At 61.2% G+C, this 17,275-nt stretch carries 15 protein-coding genes; 12 read left to right on the forward strand and 3 right to left on the reverse strand.

Going from position 1 to position 17,275, the window contains the following annotated elements:
• Position 1: 1 nt before the first annotated feature.
• The 3 genes from tssK to tagH all read right to left on the reverse strand — a co-directional run bounded on the left by tssK (position 2) and on the right by tagH (position 3,384).
• Entirely contained in the window at positions 2-1,336 is a 1,335-nt protein-coding gene (gene tssK / locus ACA044_RS30250; RefSeq protein ID WP_497444498.1) for a type VI secretion system baseplate subunit TssK, read from the reverse strand.
• A 15-nt stretch (positions 1,337-1,351) separates the two neighbouring features.
• On the reverse strand, positions 1,352-1,870 hold the full coding sequence (gene tssJ / locus ACA044_RS30255) for a type VI secretion system lipoprotein TssJ (RefSeq protein WP_497444499.1): 519 nt from the start codon (positions 1,868-1,870) through the stop codon (positions 1,352-1,354).
• Between the two features lie 74 nt (positions 1,871-1,944).
• Entirely contained in the window at positions 1,945-3,384 is a 1,440-nt protein-coding gene (gene tagH, locus ACA044_RS30260) for a type VI secretion system-associated FHA domain protein TagH (RefSeq protein ID WP_497444500.1), read from the reverse strand.
• A gap of 404 nt (positions 3,385-3,788) precedes the next feature.
• On the opposite strand from tagH, the gene tssA reads away from it, so the two are divergent.
• The 12 genes from tssA to ACA044_RS30320 all read left to right on the forward strand — a co-directional run bounded on the left by tssA (position 3,789) and on the right by ACA044_RS30320 (position 17,268).
• The gene (gene tssA / locus ACA044_RS30265; RefSeq protein WP_497444501.1) at positions 3,789-4,814 is read left to right on the forward strand and encodes a type VI secretion system protein TssA; all 1,026 of its coding nucleotides are present in this window, start codon (positions 3,789-3,791) and stop codon (positions 4,812-4,814) included.
• Between the two features lie 80 nt (positions 4,815-4,894).
• Entirely contained in the window at positions 4,895-5,404 is a 510-nt protein-coding gene (gene tssB, locus ACA044_RS30270) for a type VI secretion system contractile sheath small subunit (protein ID WP_007894500.1), read from the forward strand.
• 15 nt (positions 5,405-5,419) lie between these two features.
• Complete coding sequence (gene tssC, locus ACA044_RS30275; protein WP_497444502.1) at positions 5,420-6,913, forward strand: type VI secretion system contractile sheath large subunit; 1,494 nt, start codon at positions 5,420-5,422, stop codon at positions 6,911-6,913.
• 225 nt (positions 6,914-7,138) lie between these two features.
• Positions 7,139-7,627, forward strand: a complete 489-nt coding sequence (locus ACA044_RS30280; protein ID WP_497444503.1) for an Hcp family type VI secretion system effector — start codon at positions 7,139-7,141, stop codon at positions 7,625-7,627.
• Between the two features lie 81 nt (positions 7,628-7,708).
• Positions 7,709-8,167 (forward strand): type VI secretion system amidase effector protein Tae4, encoded by a 459-nt coding sequence (locus tag ACA044_RS30285; protein ID WP_497444504.1) that lies wholly within the window; start codon positions 7,709-7,711, stop codon positions 8,165-8,167.
• A complete protein-coding gene (locus ACA044_RS30290) occupies positions 8,164-8,604 on the forward strand; it encodes a hypothetical protein (protein ID WP_497444505.1) in 441 nt (146 codons plus the stop codon). The genes ACA044_RS30285 and ACA044_RS30290 overlap by 4 nt, the downstream gene beginning before the upstream one ends.
• A 68-nt stretch (positions 8,605-8,672) precedes the next feature.
• A complete protein-coding gene (locus tag ACA044_RS30295) occupies positions 8,673-9,110 on the forward strand; it encodes a hypothetical protein (RefSeq protein WP_497444506.1) in 438 nt (145 codons plus the stop codon).
• The gene (tssE, locus tag ACA044_RS30300; RefSeq protein ID WP_497444507.1) at positions 9,104-9,616 is read left to right on the forward strand and encodes a type VI secretion system baseplate subunit TssE; all 513 of its coding nucleotides are present in this window, start codon (positions 9,104-9,106) and stop codon (positions 9,614-9,616) included. The genes ACA044_RS30295 and tssE overlap by 7 nt, the downstream gene beginning before the upstream one ends.
• Entirely contained in the window at positions 9,613-11,472 is a 1,860-nt protein-coding gene (gene tssF / locus ACA044_RS30305; protein WP_497444508.1) for a type VI secretion system baseplate subunit TssF, read from the forward strand. Before tssE ends, tssF begins: the two co-directional genes overlap by 4 nt.
• Positions 11,436-12,488 carry a type VI secretion system baseplate subunit TssG gene (gene tssG, locus ACA044_RS30310; RefSeq protein ID WP_497444509.1) on the forward strand — a complete coding sequence of 351 codons (1,053 nt, stop codon included), beginning with the start codon at positions 11,436-11,438 and terminating at the stop codon, positions 12,486-12,488. The genes tssF and tssG overlap by 37 nt, the downstream gene beginning before the upstream one ends.
• Entirely contained in the window at positions 12,481-15,159 is a 2,679-nt protein-coding gene (tssH, locus tag ACA044_RS30315) for a type VI secretion system ATPase TssH (RefSeq protein ID WP_497444510.1), read from the forward strand. Before tssG ends, tssH begins: the two co-directional genes overlap by 8 nt.
• A 171-nt stretch (positions 15,160-15,330) precedes the next feature.
• On the forward strand, positions 15,331-17,268 hold the full coding sequence (locus ACA044_RS30320) for a type VI secretion system Vgr family protein (protein ID WP_497444511.1): 1,938 nt from the start codon (positions 15,331-15,333) through the stop codon (positions 17,266-17,268).
• Positions 17,269-17,275 lie beyond the last annotated feature (7 nt).

Consider the following 17,275-nt stretch of genomic DNA (forward strand, 5'->3'; position numbering starts at 1 on the left):
TTTATCCTCGGATCGCCCAGAAAGCCAGGTTCAACCCCGGGAACTGCCCCGCGATGTGGAACGCAAAACCGCCGGAGTTGGCCAGTTGCTGCCAATGCTCGCTGCCCCGGTCCAGTTCGTAATAGGTGGAGCCGGCGTGGTAAGGAAGTTGCCGTGGTGCCACCGGTAGCGGCAACAGCCCGATACCCGGTAATTGCAGGTTGACCAGGTTGCGGATGTGCTCCACCGAGCCGACCTTGCTCTGTTGGCCGAAGTGGCCGCGCAGGGTCTCGGCGGGTACATCGGCGCGCACCACCAGGATGAAACTGGCGCTGTCGAGCAGGGTCTTGTCAGCCAGCATGGCCACATGAATACCGTAGGCTTTTTCGACGATCGGAATCGGCGTGGCCTTGCTGTCGATCAGCATTGACAGAGCCTCACGCAGGGCTTGCATCACCGGCGTAAAACTCAGCGCCAAATCATCGTGCTGGTACTGCGGGTATTCCTGCGGTCGTCGCCCGGAAGCGGTAAAGGTCGAGAACTCTCCGGCCAGGCTCACCAGCTCGCTGTAGAACCGCTCGGGGTGCAAAGGGCTCGACTGGCTCAAGTGCTGGATCAGCGGTTGGGCACGGTTGACCAGTTGCAGCAGCATGAAATCGGCAATCTCCGAGGCACCGCCGGCACCGGACGCCACCACCCGCCCGGCGAGGGCTTCGCCGCGTTGATGAAGCAGGCCCAGCAGTTCGCTGCGAAACGCGGCCAGGGGTTTGGAGGCGACCACATCCAGCAGCGGCGGAATGTAAGTGTCATCGAGCACCAGGGCGCGGTCGGCGCGTTTCTCCTTGATTCGCACCAGGCCGATGGCGGCGTAATCGCTGATGCCATCCTGGGCTACCAACAAACGCAGCGCCCTCGAACCCACGGCCACCGGGGCCCGGTTTTCGAACGGCGCGTTGTCGTCCCGTACTTCGCGTACCTGGCTCACGTAGCGCGCAGCGCCCAGGGCTTCGCCTTCTTCAACGGTGTCACGCGCACCGGCGCGCTTGAGCGGCAAGGCCAGGTACACCAAACCATCGCGCAGGTTGTCGTCGACATTCAGCGGGCTCGGCGCCAGGTCATCCTGGGGAATGTTGAATGGCGTGCCGTCCGGCAACAGGCCCCGTGCCGAGATGATCGCCAGTTTGCCCTGGGCCAGCAGGCCCTGGTCGATCAGCAATTCAGAGAAACCCCAGGCGCCGGCCGACAGCGGGCGGCTCCGGGCGTCGATAAGGTTTTCCAGGTAACGGTCATGCTGCTGGAAGTGCTGCGTTCCAATGAACATGCCTTCCGACCAGACCACGCGATTGTTCCAGGACATGGGGGCTCCGATTGCTTATTGGGCAGGGCTGGATGGGGAAACCACGACGGCGCTGCGCACGGCTCGCACATCGAGGCTGATCTGGTATTCGGTGTATTGGCGCGGCGGGACGTTCATCACCGAGCGCCACAGCGACTGATCCAGCTCGCGATACCCCACCAGTACGCCGATATGGCGTGTGGCCGGGTCGAGGTCGCGCTGCAGGCTCAACTGCTGGCCGGGCTGGATCAGCACTTCGTCCTGGTCGATCAAGTCCGCACCGAGCGTCGCCTGGGCCCGTTCGGCCAGTGCGAAATAATCGGAACGGCCGAAGGTAGCGGCATTTTTCAGTTCGAAAATGCGCACCCGGACCGGGGCCGGCTGGCCAGTGGCGCCGGGGTTGAGCCCGGCAATGGCGTGAAAGTGCAACTCGACGGCGGCCGTGTCGACCTCGGCCTCAGCCTCAGCCTCTTCGGGCTGGGGTTTGGCCGCATCCTTGGCACATGCGGTCAGCAGAAGCGCGGTGGCAACTGCGAGTAAAAACCTGGGAATCATCCTGCGTCCTCATGACGTTTCAGCTATCCGTTGTTCCGTTCTTTGCTATGAATGGCGTTATGCGACAGCGACGCTCAAGGGCGCTGCTGCCTTGTACTGTGTTCTTCGTAGGCGCGGCTGAATTCCCGACCGAACAGGTCCTGGAAATCCTCTTGGGCCTCACGGGAAATATTGCTGTAGAGCTCGGTGAACTGCTGCCAGTATTGGGCCTGTCGCGAGCCATTGAAAATGCTCGACAGGCCACCGGGCTTGCCCATGCGTTCTTCCAGTTGCGACGGTTCGAAGCGAGCCAGTAGATGTTTGATCGCTGCCTCCACTCCGGCCATCACCGCCAATTGGTGGGCACGCAAGTCATCGAAGCTGTCACGCACCGCCAGGTCCGGCGCCATGAACGCCTGATTGCTGTGGCGCAACAGCAACAGCAATGCTTCATCGACGTTAGGAGCGAATTTCAGCGGGTTGTTTTCCACCGGTCGAATCATCGTCTGCTGAATGCGGAACTCGCCCTTGAGGCTGCTGCGGGCGCGCAAGACATCGATCAGGCCCTCGACCATCAGCCGATAACTGCGGCCGATGCTTTCCATCTGCGCTTCGGCCTCGGCCCTGTCCAGACGCACTTGTTCCAGCCCGGCGCCGCGCAGAAAGGCTTGCAACAGGTCGGGTTGAGAATTGTCCGCCGGGGTGACCGGATTGACCGGATTGACCGGATTGACCGGGCTTTCGACGATGGCCACGGGCGGTTCGCGCAGGGGTGCCGGTTCGATCGGTTCGCTGATTTGAGGTACGGGTGGCGGCGCAACCTCTACAACAGGCAGAGGGGTGACAGGCAGGGGGGCAACTGCCACCGGCGCAGGCTTGTCGCTGAACAGGTCCCAATCTTCCGGAATGACCGAGGCCGACACCAGCGGCGCAGGCTCGGCCATGGGCGTTGGGTCGGGGATCGGGGTCGGCGGGCGGAAGTCGTGCTGCTCGGCCGGGACATGGTCGGGCTGGGTGGCCGGCGGGACACTGCTCGGTGCCAGGAAGTCGAAAAGGTCCGGCAGTGTGTCCATGGCCGACACGCCCTGGAAATGTGCAGGTGGTGCCACGGGCAACGATGTCGGCGTATTCACGACGGCGCCCTGGCGCCCCATCAAGGCATCGAAGCTGCTGGACGCATCGGCAAAAGGGTTGCTATCGGTCACCGGCAGACTGAAATCGACCCGCGCCTGGATTTCATAATCACCGATGCGGATAACTTCGCCATCTTGCAACGGTTCGCTGTTTCCCTTGCGCAGACGAATGCCTGCCTTGACCAATTCCACACCATTAGTGCTGTTATCGGTTAAGTAGTAGCGACCATCTTTATATTGAATAACGCAATGTTTGCCAGAAACCAGGCGCTCTGGGTCGGGCAATACCCAGTCATTATCAGAATTGCGGCCAATTGCCATCACGCCCTGATCCATGGATTTCTCAGGGCACTGGCCAGGGGTAATCTTGTGATAACTAGTGATAGTCAAACACAGCGACATCTTGCCTCCTTGCTGAACACTTTGCGCGCGGGCGAGTCAGGGATCTGCACCCGCGAGACTCGCTCCGACAACCTTGCAAACAACCTCAAAAACGGCTTTTTGCCAGCATGATCGCTGATCTTAACCGGCTTGCGTGGCAAAAAACCTGCATCAGTGCTTGCTTCGACCCACCAGTCGCGCAGGTTGTTAAGCACCTCACATCTGTCACACAGAGGAAATAGCTTACCTTGACAAGCCACAAGTACTACACCAAAAATACACAACTTCTTGAATATCAATGATGGCACTTTAAGATCACTGCGTATCCAAAGGGCCATTACACTCAAGGAAACATGTGAAGTTCCACCTGGAACTAACGTGTGAACTGCCCGACTGTCCGTCGGGCGATAGGGAGATCAAATTCAGTGGAAGTGCCTCTGTTGCTTGCTGCCGTTTCTGCGACTTCGCCTTGTGGTGAAGATTTGGAATATGACGCGGATTTTTTGCGCCTGGAACGCGATTCCCTGGGCCAGCCCGAGCGCAGCATGGGCGATTCGATATTGCCTGCCGAACCCCCTGAATGGCGCAGCATCCAGCAGCAGAGCCTGGATTTGTTGCAGCGCAGCAAAGACCTGCGTATCACCCATTTCCTTTTGCAAAGTTCCCTTGCCCTCGAAGGCCTCACCGGCCTGGCCAGCGTCCTGACGCTGATCAGCGAATTGCTCAAGCAATACTGGGCCGACCTGCATCCGCGCCTGGATGCCGAAGACGACAACGACCCCACCGTGCGCATCAATGCCCTTGCGGGCCTGACGTCCGATGCCACCATTCGCCTGCTGCGCGAAAGCATCCTGGCCCGCTCGCGAACCTTTGGCGCTGTCAGCCTGCGCGCCGCCGCCAATGCCAGCGGCCTGCAAAGCTTCCCTGACGAAAACCTCGGCGCCGAGCAGCTCGCCGGCGCGTTTGTCGACAGCGATCCCGGGCAGCTGGAAATCACCCGCGCAGCCTTGCACGAGGCCCGCAGCGCCGCCGAAGCCATCGAGCAACAGGTCAGCGAACAAGTCGGTTCCGCCCAGGGCGTTGACCTTGGCCCGTTGAAGCAGCCGCTCAAAATGGCCTTGCAGATTCTCGGCCAGTTCGCCCCGCAGAGCGGCGACAGCTCCCTGCCCGATTCCATCAGCGACGACAGCGCCGCGCCGGTTGAATACGCCACCGCGCCGAGCGCCCCGCGCAGCACCGGCACTGGCGACATCAACAACCGCGACGACGTGCTGCGCAGCCTGGACCGGATTCTTGCGTATTACACCCGCCATGAGCCCTCCAGCCCGCTGCCGGTGCTGTTGAACCGGGCGAAGAATCTGGTGCACGCCGACTTTGCGGCCATCGTGCGCAACCTGATTCCCGACGGCATGAGCCAATTTGAAAACCTGCGCGGACCAGACAGCGAATAAAAGCGGACGGATCACGCAGTCACGTCACCGGTACCACCGATGACGCCAACACCGTCGCTTGAGCGACCAGGAGCAGCAACGTGGCGAAGCAAAGTTCTCAGAAATTCATCGCGCGCAACCGCGCGCCTCGAGTGCAGATCGAGTACGACGTCGAGCTTTACGGCGCCGAGAAAAAGGTCCAGTTACCCTTCGTGATGGGGGTTATGGCTGACCTCGCCGGCAAGCCCGCCGAGCCTCTGGCACCTGTGGCCGATCGCAAGTTTCTTGAAGTGGATGTGGATAACTTCGACTCCCGCCTCAAGGCCATGCAGCCACGCGTCGCGTTCCACGTGCCCAACGAGCTGACAGGCGAAGGCAACCTGAGCCTGGACATCACCTTTGAAAGCATGGACGACTTCAGCCCGGCCGCCGTGGCACGCAAGGTCGACTCGCTGAACAAGCTGCTCGAAGCGCGCACCCAACTGGCCAACCTGCTGACCTACATGGACGGCAAGACCGGGGCCGAAGAAATCATCATGAAGGCCATCAAGGATCCGGCGCTGCTTCAGGCGCTTGCCAGTGCGCCGAAGCCAGCCGAGCCTCAGGCTTAATCAGGACGAATGATCATGACCGATTCAGTACGTGCAGACGCTCAGACATTGGGCACCACCGAAGAAGCCAGCGAGTTCGCCTCCCTGCTGCTGCAAGAATTCAAACCCAAGACCGAACGTGCTCGCGAAGCCGTCGAGACCGCCGTGCGCACCTTGGCCGAACAGGCCCTGGCGCAGACCGACCTGGTGTCCAACGACGCGATCAAGTCGATCGAGTCGATCATTGCCGCCATCGACGCCAAGCTCACCGCTCAGGTCAATCAGGTCATCCATCACCCGGACTTCCAACAACTGGAAAGCGCCTGGCGTGGCCTGCACTACCTGGTCAACAACACCGAGAGCGACGAGCAGCTCAAGATCCGCGTGCTCAACATCTCCAAGACCGACCTGCACAAGACCCTGAAGAAATTCAAGGGCACCGCGTGGGACCAGAGCCCGATCTTCAAGAAGATGTACGAGGAAGAATACGGCCAGTTCGGCGGTGAACCTTACGGTTGCCTCGTGGGCGATTACTACTTCGACCAGTCGCCGCCGGATGTCGAGTTGCTGGGCGAGTTGTCGAAAGTCTGCGCCGCCATGCACTCCCCATTCATCGCCGCCGCGTCGCCGACCGTGATGGGCATGGGCTCGTGGCAGGAACTGTCGAACCCGCGCGACCTGACCAAAATCTTCACCACCCCGGAATACGCCGGCTGGCGCTCGCTGCGTGAATCGGAAGACTCGCGCTATATCGGCCTGACCATGCCACGTTTCCTGGCGCGCCTGCCGTACGGCGCCAAGACCGACCCGGTGGAAGCCTTCGCCTTCGAAGAAAACACCGATGGCGCCGACAGCTCCAAGTACACCTGGGCCAACGCCGCTTACGCGATGGCGGTGAACATCAACCGCTCGTTCAAACACTTCGGCTGGTGCTCGCGCATTCGAGGCGTGGAGTCTGGCGGTGAAGTGGAAAACCTGCCGGCGCACACCTTCCCGACCGATGACGGCGGCGTAGACATGAAGTGCCCGACCGAAATCGCCATTTCGGACCGCCGTGAAGCGGAACTGGCGAAGAACGGTTTCATGCCGCTGCTGCACAAGAAAAACACCGACTTCGCCGCGTTCATCGGCGCCCAGTCGTTGCAGAAACCGGCCGAATACGACGACCCGGACGCCACCGCCAACGCCAACCTGGCCGCGCGCCTGCCGTACCTGTTCGCCACCTGCCGTTTCGCCCATTACTTGAAGTGCATCGTGCGCGACAAGATCGGCTCCTTCAAAGAGAAGGACGAAATGCAGCGTTGGTTGCAGGACTGGATCCTCAACTACGTCGACGGTGACCCGGCGCACTCCACCGAAACCACCAAGGCCCAGCACCCATTGGCTGCAGCCGAAGTGATCGTCGAGGAAGTGGAGGGCAACCCGGGGTACTACAACTCCAAGTTCTACCTGCGCCCGCACTATCAGCTCGAAGGTCTGACCGTGTCGCTGCGCCTGGTATCCAAGCTGCCTTCGGCCAAAGGCGCGTAAAAACCTGCTGAACGGGACGAGGTAAAAATGTGGGAGCGAGCCTGCTCGCGATAGTGGTGGATCAGTCGCTGCCAGTGTTGCCTGACACTCCGCCATCGCGAGCAGGCTCGCTCCCACAGGGGTCTTCATTAGGTTGGAGATCACCTTGAACCCGTTCAGCAGAACAGATTTTCGCAAGGTCGGCGTTAACCAAACAATGTGGTAGAGACCACACAGGGAGAAAACATGGCTGTTGATATTTTCATCAAGATCGGCGACATCAAGGGCGAGTCCATGGACAAGGCCCACAAGGACGAGATCGACGTCTTGAACTGGAGCTGGGGCATGTCTCAGTCCGGCAATATGCACGTGGGCAGCGGTGGTGGTGCAGGCAAGGTGAACGTCCAGGACCTGTCGCTGACCAAGTACGTCGACAAAGCCTCACCGAACCTGATGATGCACTGCGCCAGCGGCAAGCACATCGACAAGGTCAAGCTGACCGTGCGCAAGGCCGGCGGCGAAAGCCAGGTCGAGTACATGGTCATCAACCTGGAAGAAGTGCTGGTCACTTCCCTGAGCACCGGCGGCTCGGGTAGCGATGATCGCCTGACCGAAAACCTCACTCTGAACTTCGCCAAGGTGCTGGTGGACTACCAGCCGCAGAAAGCCGACGGCACCAAGGAAGGCGGCCCGGTCAAGTTCGGCTGGAACATCCGTCAGAACGTCAAGGTGTAATCGAACATGCCCCCGGCGTTATACGCCGGGGGTGTTTGGTGCTTGCTCGAATCCAATCCTTTCCCCTCCGGTGTCTGAGTCATGGCCAAGCCTTCGTTTATTAATTTGTGGAAAGCGTACTCCGACCTCTTGGTTACGCACCCTGACGCAAAACCCTGCAACGGTCCGTGGGAAAATCAGTGTGCTATCCGCATGAGCATGACGCTCAATGCAGAGCTGACAATCAAGGTCAACAAATCCACCTATACCGAACCCAAATGTGCACATGAGCACGCCAGGGGTGCCGAGTCACTGGCGAACTGGTTGTGGAAACATCATCTAGGGCGGCCGCTGATTCTCGGTGGAAGTGCCGAAGAACGGCGCAAGTTGCAAGACAAGACCGGGCTCATCTTTTTCAAGGATTGCTTCCAGCAGTCAGGGGAGTCTGCTGACAATCGCACGGGCGATCATATCGACCTATGGAATCGTGGCTTGACCATTGGCCGCTACAACGACCCTGCCTACCGATCCAGGGCCATCTGGTTCTGGGAGCTGACATGATCAGACCCAGCCGAAACCTGGCGGCAATGTGCTGTGTGTTGTCGAGCCTGTGGGCGTGCGCCGGCCAACAGGCTGCCCCTGCTTCCGAAGACCAGGTCGTCACTCTGGGCGAACAACGACTGACGCTGGGGAACGATCAGCAGCAATGCGTGTTGCGTAAACCGGATCAGAGCGTGCTGCCCCTCGAGATGCCATGGCCTTGCCAATTTGCCGTCGACCGGCAGGGCAAACCTCACGTCGAATCCTTCAACAACGTACCGATCGTGATCGTGCTGCATGTGAGCGTTGATCCCGCAAACAGTCGCGAATGCCGGTCCGAGTACCGCGCCGTACGCCAAGTCAAAGGCCAGCTCGAACCTTCGGTGGTCGCGCGCAGTGCCAGTTGCCTACGGGGTGCAGGCGATCAGAAAGATTACACAGGTCTTTTCCTTTGGTAACCGACCTCACATGCGATCGTCCACGAGTCTGCACATCGCTCAAAACAGATTGGGCTTTGAAGGTTGAAATGGTCAAACGTACCCTGTTGATACTGTTGTCGGGCTGCCTGCTGAGCCTCAATGCCTGGGCCGAACAGCAACCACCTGCGGCCCCCGGCAATCAAGTAATTCTCGCCGGACAAACACTGACCCTGGAAAGCCACGATCAGCAATGCGCCTTGCGCAAACAGGACCAAAGCCTCTTGAAACTGGACATGCCGTGGCCTTGTTTTCTGAGCGTCGACCGAAAAGGTCAGCCACGGGTCGAAACCTTCAACAACGCCCAAATCATTATCGTGGAGCACTCCACGCCCGAGCCCCCTCCGAGCCCTGATTGTGACGCTCGGTATCAGGCCATCCGCCAAATCAAAGACCAGCCCATGGAAGTGTCGAAGGTCGCCCATAGTGCTGGCTGTATGACCGGCGTCATGGACCAGAAAAGTTTCGTGGCGCATTTCTCGTGGTAACCGAAATCGCCACCCGCGATCGTCTGCAACCGTCCCTGCTGGATCGGTTGACCGACGACGACCCGAGCAATCTCAAGGAAAGCGCCGACAAGCGCGTGCTCTCCCTGACCCAACTCAAAGCCTCGGTGCTGCGTGATCTGGCGTGGCTGCTCAACACCACTTCGTTGCTCAGCGCCGATGCGACGTTGCACACCCCGGCCGGCACCTCGGTCGTCAATTTTGGGCTGCCAGCCCTGGCCGGCAACAGTGCGTCGAACGTCGATATCGCAGCGCTTGAAGCGCTGATCCACCAAGCCATCGCCACGTTCGAACCGCGGATTCTGCGCCATACCCTGCGCGTGCGGGCCCGGGCGTCCGCCGAGATGAACCACAACGCCCTGAGTTTCGAGATCGAAGGCGATCTCTGGGCTCAGCCAGTGCCACTGCGCCTGATGTTGCAAACCGACCTGGACCTGGAATCCGGCCATGTGCGGGTGGTCAACGCCGACCAGCGGAGACGCTCATGAACCCACGGCTGCTGGAGCTGTACAATCAGGAATTGCACCACGTTCGCGAAAGCGCGGCGGAGTTCGCCCAGGAATACCCGAAAATCGCCAGTCGGCTGACGTTGTCCGGTATGGACTGCGCCGACCCGTACGTCGAGCGTTTGCTGGAAGGGTTCGCTTACCTGACGGCGCGAGTACAGCTCAAGCTCGATGCCGAATACCCGACCTTTACCCACAATCTGCTGGAAATCGCTTACCCCCACTACCTGGCACCGACACCGTCGATGACCGTGGTGCAATTGCAGGCCGACCCCGATGAAGGCTCGCTGAGCAGCGGCTTCCCGCTGCCCCGGGACACGGTCCTGCGCGCCGCCCTGGGTCGTGAAACCCAAACCTGCTGCGAGTACCGCACCGCCCATGCGGTGATGTTGTGGCCGTTGCAGGTCAGCCAGGCCGAGTACTTCGGCAACCCGTCCGCCGTGCTCGGGCGCTTGGCCGCCAGCGAACCCAAGGCCAAGGCCGGCCTGCGCCTGACCCTGCGCACCGGCGCCGAACTGCCGTTCAACAGTCTGGCCCTGGACAACCTGCCGCTGTACCTCAGCGGCGCAGACGAGCAGCCCTTCCGCCTCTACGAACAGTTGCTGGGCAACGCCTGCGCCGTGTTCGCCCGTCAGCCCGGCGGCGATTGGGTAGAACGCCTGCCACAGGACGCACTGCGTTCCCAGGGATTCGACGATGCCGACGCCGCGCTACCAGTGGTCCCGCGGGCCTTCCAGGGCTATCGCCTGTTGCAGGAATACTTCGCCCTGCCCCAGCGTTTTCTGTTTGTCGACTTCAGCCAGTTGAGCCGAGCGGTCAAACGCTGCGACGGCCAGGAACTGGAATTGATCGTGCTATTCGACCGTCACGATCCAAGCCTGGAAGGCAGTGTCGGTGCCGCGCAGTTCCTGCCGTTCTGCACCCCGGCAATCAACTTGTTTCCCAAGCGCCTGGATCGCATCCACCTGTCGGAACGGGTCAATGAACACCATGTGATCGCCGACCGCACCCGGCCGATGGATTTCGAGATTCATTCCCTGACCGCCCTCACCGGCCACGGGACCGGGGCGGAGCAGCCCTTTTTGCCGTTCTATGCCGTACGCGATCCGTCTCGCTACGGCCGCGATCAGGCCTGGTACACGGTGCGGCGCGAACCCCGCGTGCTGTCCAGCGGCCAACGGCGCAACGGCCCGCGCTCGACTTACATCGGCAGCGAGACCTTCGTCAGCCTGGTGGACAGCCAGCAGGCGCCCTATCGCCACGACCTGCGCCAACTGGGTGTAACAGCGTTGTGCACCAACCGCGACCTGCCGCTGTTCATGAGCGTGGGCCATAGCAAGACCGACTTCACCTTGGCCGACAGCGCACCTGTAGCGGCGGTGCGCTGCGTGGCAGGCCCGAGCCGCCCACGCGCCAGCCATGCCCACGATGCCAAGGCCTGGCGGTTGATCAGCCAGCTTTCGCTGAACTACCTGTCCCTCAGCGAGCAAGGCCAGGGCGCCGCCGCCCTGCGCGAACTGCTGCGCCTGTACGGCGACAGCAACGATGCGGCGTTGCAATTGCAGATCGAAGGCCTGCGTGAAGTCAGCAACAAGGCCTGCACCCGACGCTTGCCAATGCCGGGCCCGATCGTGTTTGGTCGTGGCCTGGAGATCACCCTGGAATTTGATGAAAACGCGTTTCGCGGCACCGGGGTCTTCTTGCTCGGTGCAGTGTTCGAGCGCTTCCTGGCACGCTACGTGTCGATCAACAGTTTTACCGAGACGGTGATCCGTACCACCGAACGCGGCGAGATCATGCGATGGAAAGCCAAGCCCGGACGCCGTCCGACCCTGTGAGTACCCTGGACGCGATGCACCAGGAGCCCTGGGAATACGACTTCTTCCAGGCGTTGCGGCGTATCGAGTGCGAATCGCCTGAACTACCGCGCCTGGGCCATTCGTTGCGCCTGGCCGATGATCCGCTGCGCCTTGGGCAACAGGCCGATTGCACCTTCGCCCCGGCGACCCTGGCCTCGGTACAACCGGGCCTCGACGGTTCGCCGGCGCGCCTGGAGCAATTCTTTTTCGGCCTCGGTGGCCCCAACGGCCCGTTGCCGCTGCACATCACCGAATATGTGCGCGAACGCCAACGCAACAACGCCGACAGCACCAGCAAACGCTTCCTGGATGTGTTCCACCATCGCCTGCTGAGCCTGTTTTACCGGGCCTGGGCCGAAGCGCGGCCGACGGTCAGCCATGATCGCCCGGACGATGACTACTGGTCGGCACGCCTGGCAGCACTGAGCGGCCGGGGCATGCCGAGCCTGCTTAAACAAGGGCTGATCCCCGACACGGCGAAGCTGCATTACAGCGGTCATCTGTCGGCACAAACCCGCTACCCGGACGGTTTGAAGGCCATTCTCAGCGAGTACTTCGGCCTGCCGGTGGAGATCGAAGAATACGTCGGCCAATGGCTGGAGCTGCCGGAACGTAGCCGCGTGGGCGTCAGCGCCCATCAGTTGGGCGTGGATTTTTGCCTGGGTCGTTACGTCTGGGATCGCCAGCACAAATTCCGCATTCGCCTGGGGCCACTCAAGCTGGATGACTACATGGGCATGCTGCCCGGCAGCCAGCCCTTCAATGAGCTGGTGGCCTGGGTGGCCGAATACCTGGGCCATGAACTGGACTGGGATCTGAACCTGGTTCTGCAACAGCCCGAAGTACCGGCGCTGCAACTCAATGGCCGTTTCCGCCTGGGGTTCAATACCTGGCTGGGCCGGCCTGAAACAGATGCCAAGGATTTAATACTGGCCCGGCATTACGCCGAGCAGGCCAACACCTCACAGACCTCAAGGAGCCATGAGCATGGGTGAAATCAGTCGCGCCGCGTTGTTCGGTAAACTCAACAGCGTGGCCTACAAAGCCATCGAAGCCGCCACCGTGTTCTGCAAGTTACGCGGTAACCCTTATGTGGAACTGGCCCACTGGTTTCATCAGTTGCTGCAATTGCAGGACTCAGACCTGCACCGCATCATCCGCCAGTTCAATATCGAGCCGGCACGCCTGGCGCGTGACCTGACCGAAGCCCTGGACCGTTTGCCACGGGGCTCGACCTCAATCACTGACTTGTCCTCCCATGTGGAAGAGGCCGTGGAACGTGGCTGGGTCTACGGCAGCCTGATGTTCGGTGAAAGCCAGGTGCGTACCGGTTATCTGGTGCTGGGCATCCTCAAAACGCCGAGCCTGCGCCATGGGCTGCTGGGGTTGTCGGCAGAGTTTGACAAGATCAAGGTCGAGGCCCTGAGCGAGCGATTCGACGAATACGTCGGCGACTCGCCGGAGAATGCGCTCAGCGCCAGCGATGGTTTCAACGCAGGCAGCGTGCCCGGTGAAGCCAGCGGTGCCATGGCCCCAAGTGCCATGGGCAAACAGGAAGCGCTCAAGCGTTTTACCGTCGACCTTACCGAGCAGGCCCGCAGCGGCAAGCTTGACCCGATTGTCGGCCGTGACGAAGAGATCCGCCAACTGGTGGACATCCTCATGCGCCGTCGACAGAACAACCCGATTCTGACCGGTGAAGCCGGCGTCGGTAAAACCGCCGTGGTCGAAGGTTTTGCCCAGCGCATCGTCGCCGGTGACGTGCCGCCGGCGCTCAAGGACGTGGAACTGCGTAGCCTCGACGTCGGCCTGTTGCAGGCCGGTGCGAGCATGAAAGGTGAATTCGAACAGCGCCTGCGCCAGGTCATCGAAGACGTCCAGGCCTCGCCAAAACCGATCATCCTGTTTATCGACGAAGCCCACACGCTGGTAGGTGCCGGTGGCGCCGCCGGCACCGGGGACGCGGCCAACCTGCTCAAACCGGCCCTGGCCCGGGGCACCCTGCGCACCGTGGCCGCCACGACATGGGCCGAGTACAAGAAGCATATCGAAAAAGACCCGGCCCTGACCCGCCGCTTCCAGGTGGTGCAAGTGGCCGAGCCGTCCGAAGACAAGGCGCTGCTGATGATGCGCGGCGTGGCCTCGACGATGGAAAAACACCATCAGGTGCAGATCCTCGACGAAGCCCTGGAAGCGTCGGTCAAGCTGTCTCACCGCTACATCCCGGCGCGCCAGTTGCCGGACAAATCCGTGAGCCTGCTGGACACCGCCTGCGCCCGGGTCGCCATTAGCCTGCACGCCGTGCCGGCCGAAGTGGATGACAGCCGTCGCCGCATCGAGGCGTTGGAAACCGAGCTACAAATCATCGCCCGCGAGCACGCCATCGGCATCGTCATCGGCGCCCGCCAGAGCAATAGCGAAAACCTGCTGGCCGCCGAACGCGAACGCCTGGCCGAACTCGAAAGCCGCTGGGCCGAAGAAAAAACCCTGGTGGACGAACTGCTCGCCACCCGCGCCACCTTGCGCGAACGCGTCGGTGTGGTAGACAGCGACGCTGGCAGTGAAGACAGCCACGCCCTGCGCGAGAAACTGGTGGACCTGCAACAGCGCCTCAGCGCCCTGCAAGGCGAAACCCCGTTGATCCTACCGACCGTGGATTACCAGGCCGTGGCCTCGGTGGTCGCCGACTGGACCGGTATTCCGGTGGGCCGCATGGCCCGTAACGAACTGGAAACCGTGCTCAACCTCGACCAGCACCTGAAAAAACGCATCATCGGCCAGGACCATGCCTTGCAGATGATCGCCAAACGCATCCAGACCTCCCGCGCCGGCCTCGACAACCCGAGCAAGCCGATTGGTGTGTTCATGCTCGCCGGCACCTCCGGCGTGGGCAAGACTGAAACCGCCCTGGCGCTGGCCGAAGCCATGTACGGCGGCGAGCAGAACGTCATCACCATCAACATGAGTGAATTCCAGGAAGCCCACACGGTATCCACCCTCAAGGGCGCGCCACCGGGCTACATCGGCTATGGCGAAGGCGGCGTGCTGACCGAAGCCGTGCGGCGTAAACCCTACAGCGTGGTGCTGCTGGACGAGGTGGAAAAAGCCCACCCGGACGTGCACGAGATCTTCTTCCAGGTCTTCGACAAAGGCGTGATGGAGGACGGCGAAGGCCGGGTGATCGACTTCAAGAACACCTTGATCCTGCTGACCACCAACGCGGGTACCGATCTGATTGCCCAGGTCTGCAAAGACCCGCAAAACGTGCCCGAGCCCGAAGAAATCGCCAAGGCCCTGCGCCAGCCGCTGCTGGAGATTTTCCCGCCGGCATTGCTGGGCCGCTTGGTGACCATTCCGTACTACCCGCTCAGCGACGAAATGCTCAAGGCCATTACCCGACTGCAACTCAACCGCATCAAGAAGCGCGTGGAGAATACCCACAAAGTGGCTTTCGATTACGACGACGCAGTGGTCGACCTGATCGTTTCCCGTTGCACCGAAACCGAAAGCGGCGGGCGGATGATCGACACCATCCTGACCAACAGCCTGCTGCCGGACATGAGCCGCGAGTTCCTCACTCGCATGCTCGAAAGCAAAGCGCTGGCGGGCGTGCGGATCAGCGCCCGGGATCACGAATTGCACTACGACTTCAGCGACGCCGCATAGCCCTTGGAGGAATGCGGTCAGTGTGGGAGCTGGCTTGCCTGCGATAGCGGTGTATCAATCGGCATCAATGCTGAATGTCCCACCGCTATCGCAGGCAAGCCAGCTCCCACATTTGATCCGGTTTCTGCTGGGAAAAACGGCGCGGCGATTACAACGTTTACGGGATAACTGATGCTATTCAAGCAACTCTCACGCCTGGCAAAAATCACCAGCCCCCTGGGGCCGGATGTGCTGTTGCTCAAGGACATGGGCGGCGGCGAAGAGCTGGGGCGGCTGTTCAACTATGAGCTGCAGCTGCACTCGCTGGACAACGCCATCGACCTCAACCAGTTGCTCGGCAAGCCCATGTGCCTGAGCCTGCAACTGGACGGCGGTGGCGAACGTCATTTCCATGGCATCGTTGCCCGTTGCAGCCAGAACGTCGACCAGGGCCAGTTCGCCAGCTACCAGGCCACGCTGCGGCCCTGGCTATGGCTGCTGAGCCGCACGTCCGATTGCCGGATTTTCCAGAACCTGACCATCCCGCAGATCATCAAGCAGGTTTTTCGTGACCTGGGGTTTTCCGATTTCGAAGATGCCCTGAGCCGGCCCTATCGCGAGTGGGAATACTGCGTGCAGTATCGCGAAACCAGCTTCGATTTCGTCAGCCGCCTGATGGAGCAGGAAGGGATCTACTACTTCTTCCGCCATGAACAGGGTCGTCATGTGCTGGTGCTGGCCGATGCCTACGGCGCCCACACCAGCGCGCCCGGCTACGCCTCGGTGCCCTACTACCCCAAGAATGAACAGCAGCGCGAACGCGATCACATCCACGATTGGCACCTGGCCCAGGAAGTCCAGCCGGGTTCGCTGGAACTCAACGACTATGACTTCCAGCGCCCCAGCGCGCGTATTGACGTGCGCTCGGCCATGCCTCGTCCGCACACCGCCGGCGATTATCCGCTGTACGACTACCCCGGCACCTATGTGCAAAGCGCAGATGGCGAACACTACGCCCGCACCCGCATCGAAGCCTTGCAGACCCTGCACGAACAGGTCGAGTTCGCCGGCAACGCCCGGGGTCTGGGGTCGGGTCATTTGTTCAGCCTCACCGGCTTCAGCCGCCAGGACCAGAACCGCGAATACCTGATCGTCGGCGCCCGCTATTACATTTCCCAGGAAAGCGGGGAAACCAGCGGCGGCGCGGCCTCGGCGCAGTTCGAAAGCAGCCTGACCTGCATCGACGCCCAACAAAGCTACCGCCCGCTGCCCAACACCCACCGCCCCATCGTTAAAGGCCCGCAGACCGCGCTGGTGGTTGGCCCCAAGGGGGAGGAAATCTGGACCGACCAGTTCGGCCGGGTGAAGGTGCACTTCTATTGGGACCGTCACGACCAATCCAACGAAAACAGTTCGTGCTGGATTCGCGTGTCGCAATCCTGGGCCGGTAAAAACTGGGGCTCGATGCAGATCCCACGGATCGGCCAGGAAGTGATCGTCAGTTTCCTCGAAGGCGACCCGGACCGGCCGATCATCACCGGTCGCGTCTACAACGCCGAACAAACCGTGCCCTACGACTTGCCGGAAAACGCCACCCAGAGCGGCATGAAGAGCCGTTCGAGCAAGGGCGGCTCACCGGCGAATTTCAACGAAATCCGCATGGAAGACAAAAAAGGCGCCGAGCAGCTGTACATCCATGCCGAGCGCAATCAGGACATCGTGGTCGAGGTCGATGAAAGCCACTCGGTGGGCCACGACCGCAACAAGAGCATCGGGCATAACGAGACAGTGACCATCGGCAACAACCGCCTGCGCATCGTCAAACAGGAAGACATTCTTTCGGTAGGCCAGCGCAAGACCGACAGCATCAGCCAGAGCTACGTCATTGAAGTGGGCGAGAACCTGCGGCTGGTCTGTGGTGAAAGCATCCTGGAGCTCAATGCCAGCGGCCAGATCAACCTGACCGGCGTGCAAATCAGCTTCTACGCCAGCGGTGACGCCGAGATCAATACCGGCGGCGTGCTGCACCTGAACAACGGCGGCGGCGCTGGCGCCACGCCTGATGGTCAGGGCGTCAAGGCCAGTATCGACGCCAACATCAATGCCGCGTTCCCCAAGCCCAAGGGCTAATCACGAG

It is taken from the genome of Pseudomonas sp. LBUM1673 (assembly GCF_059695645.1).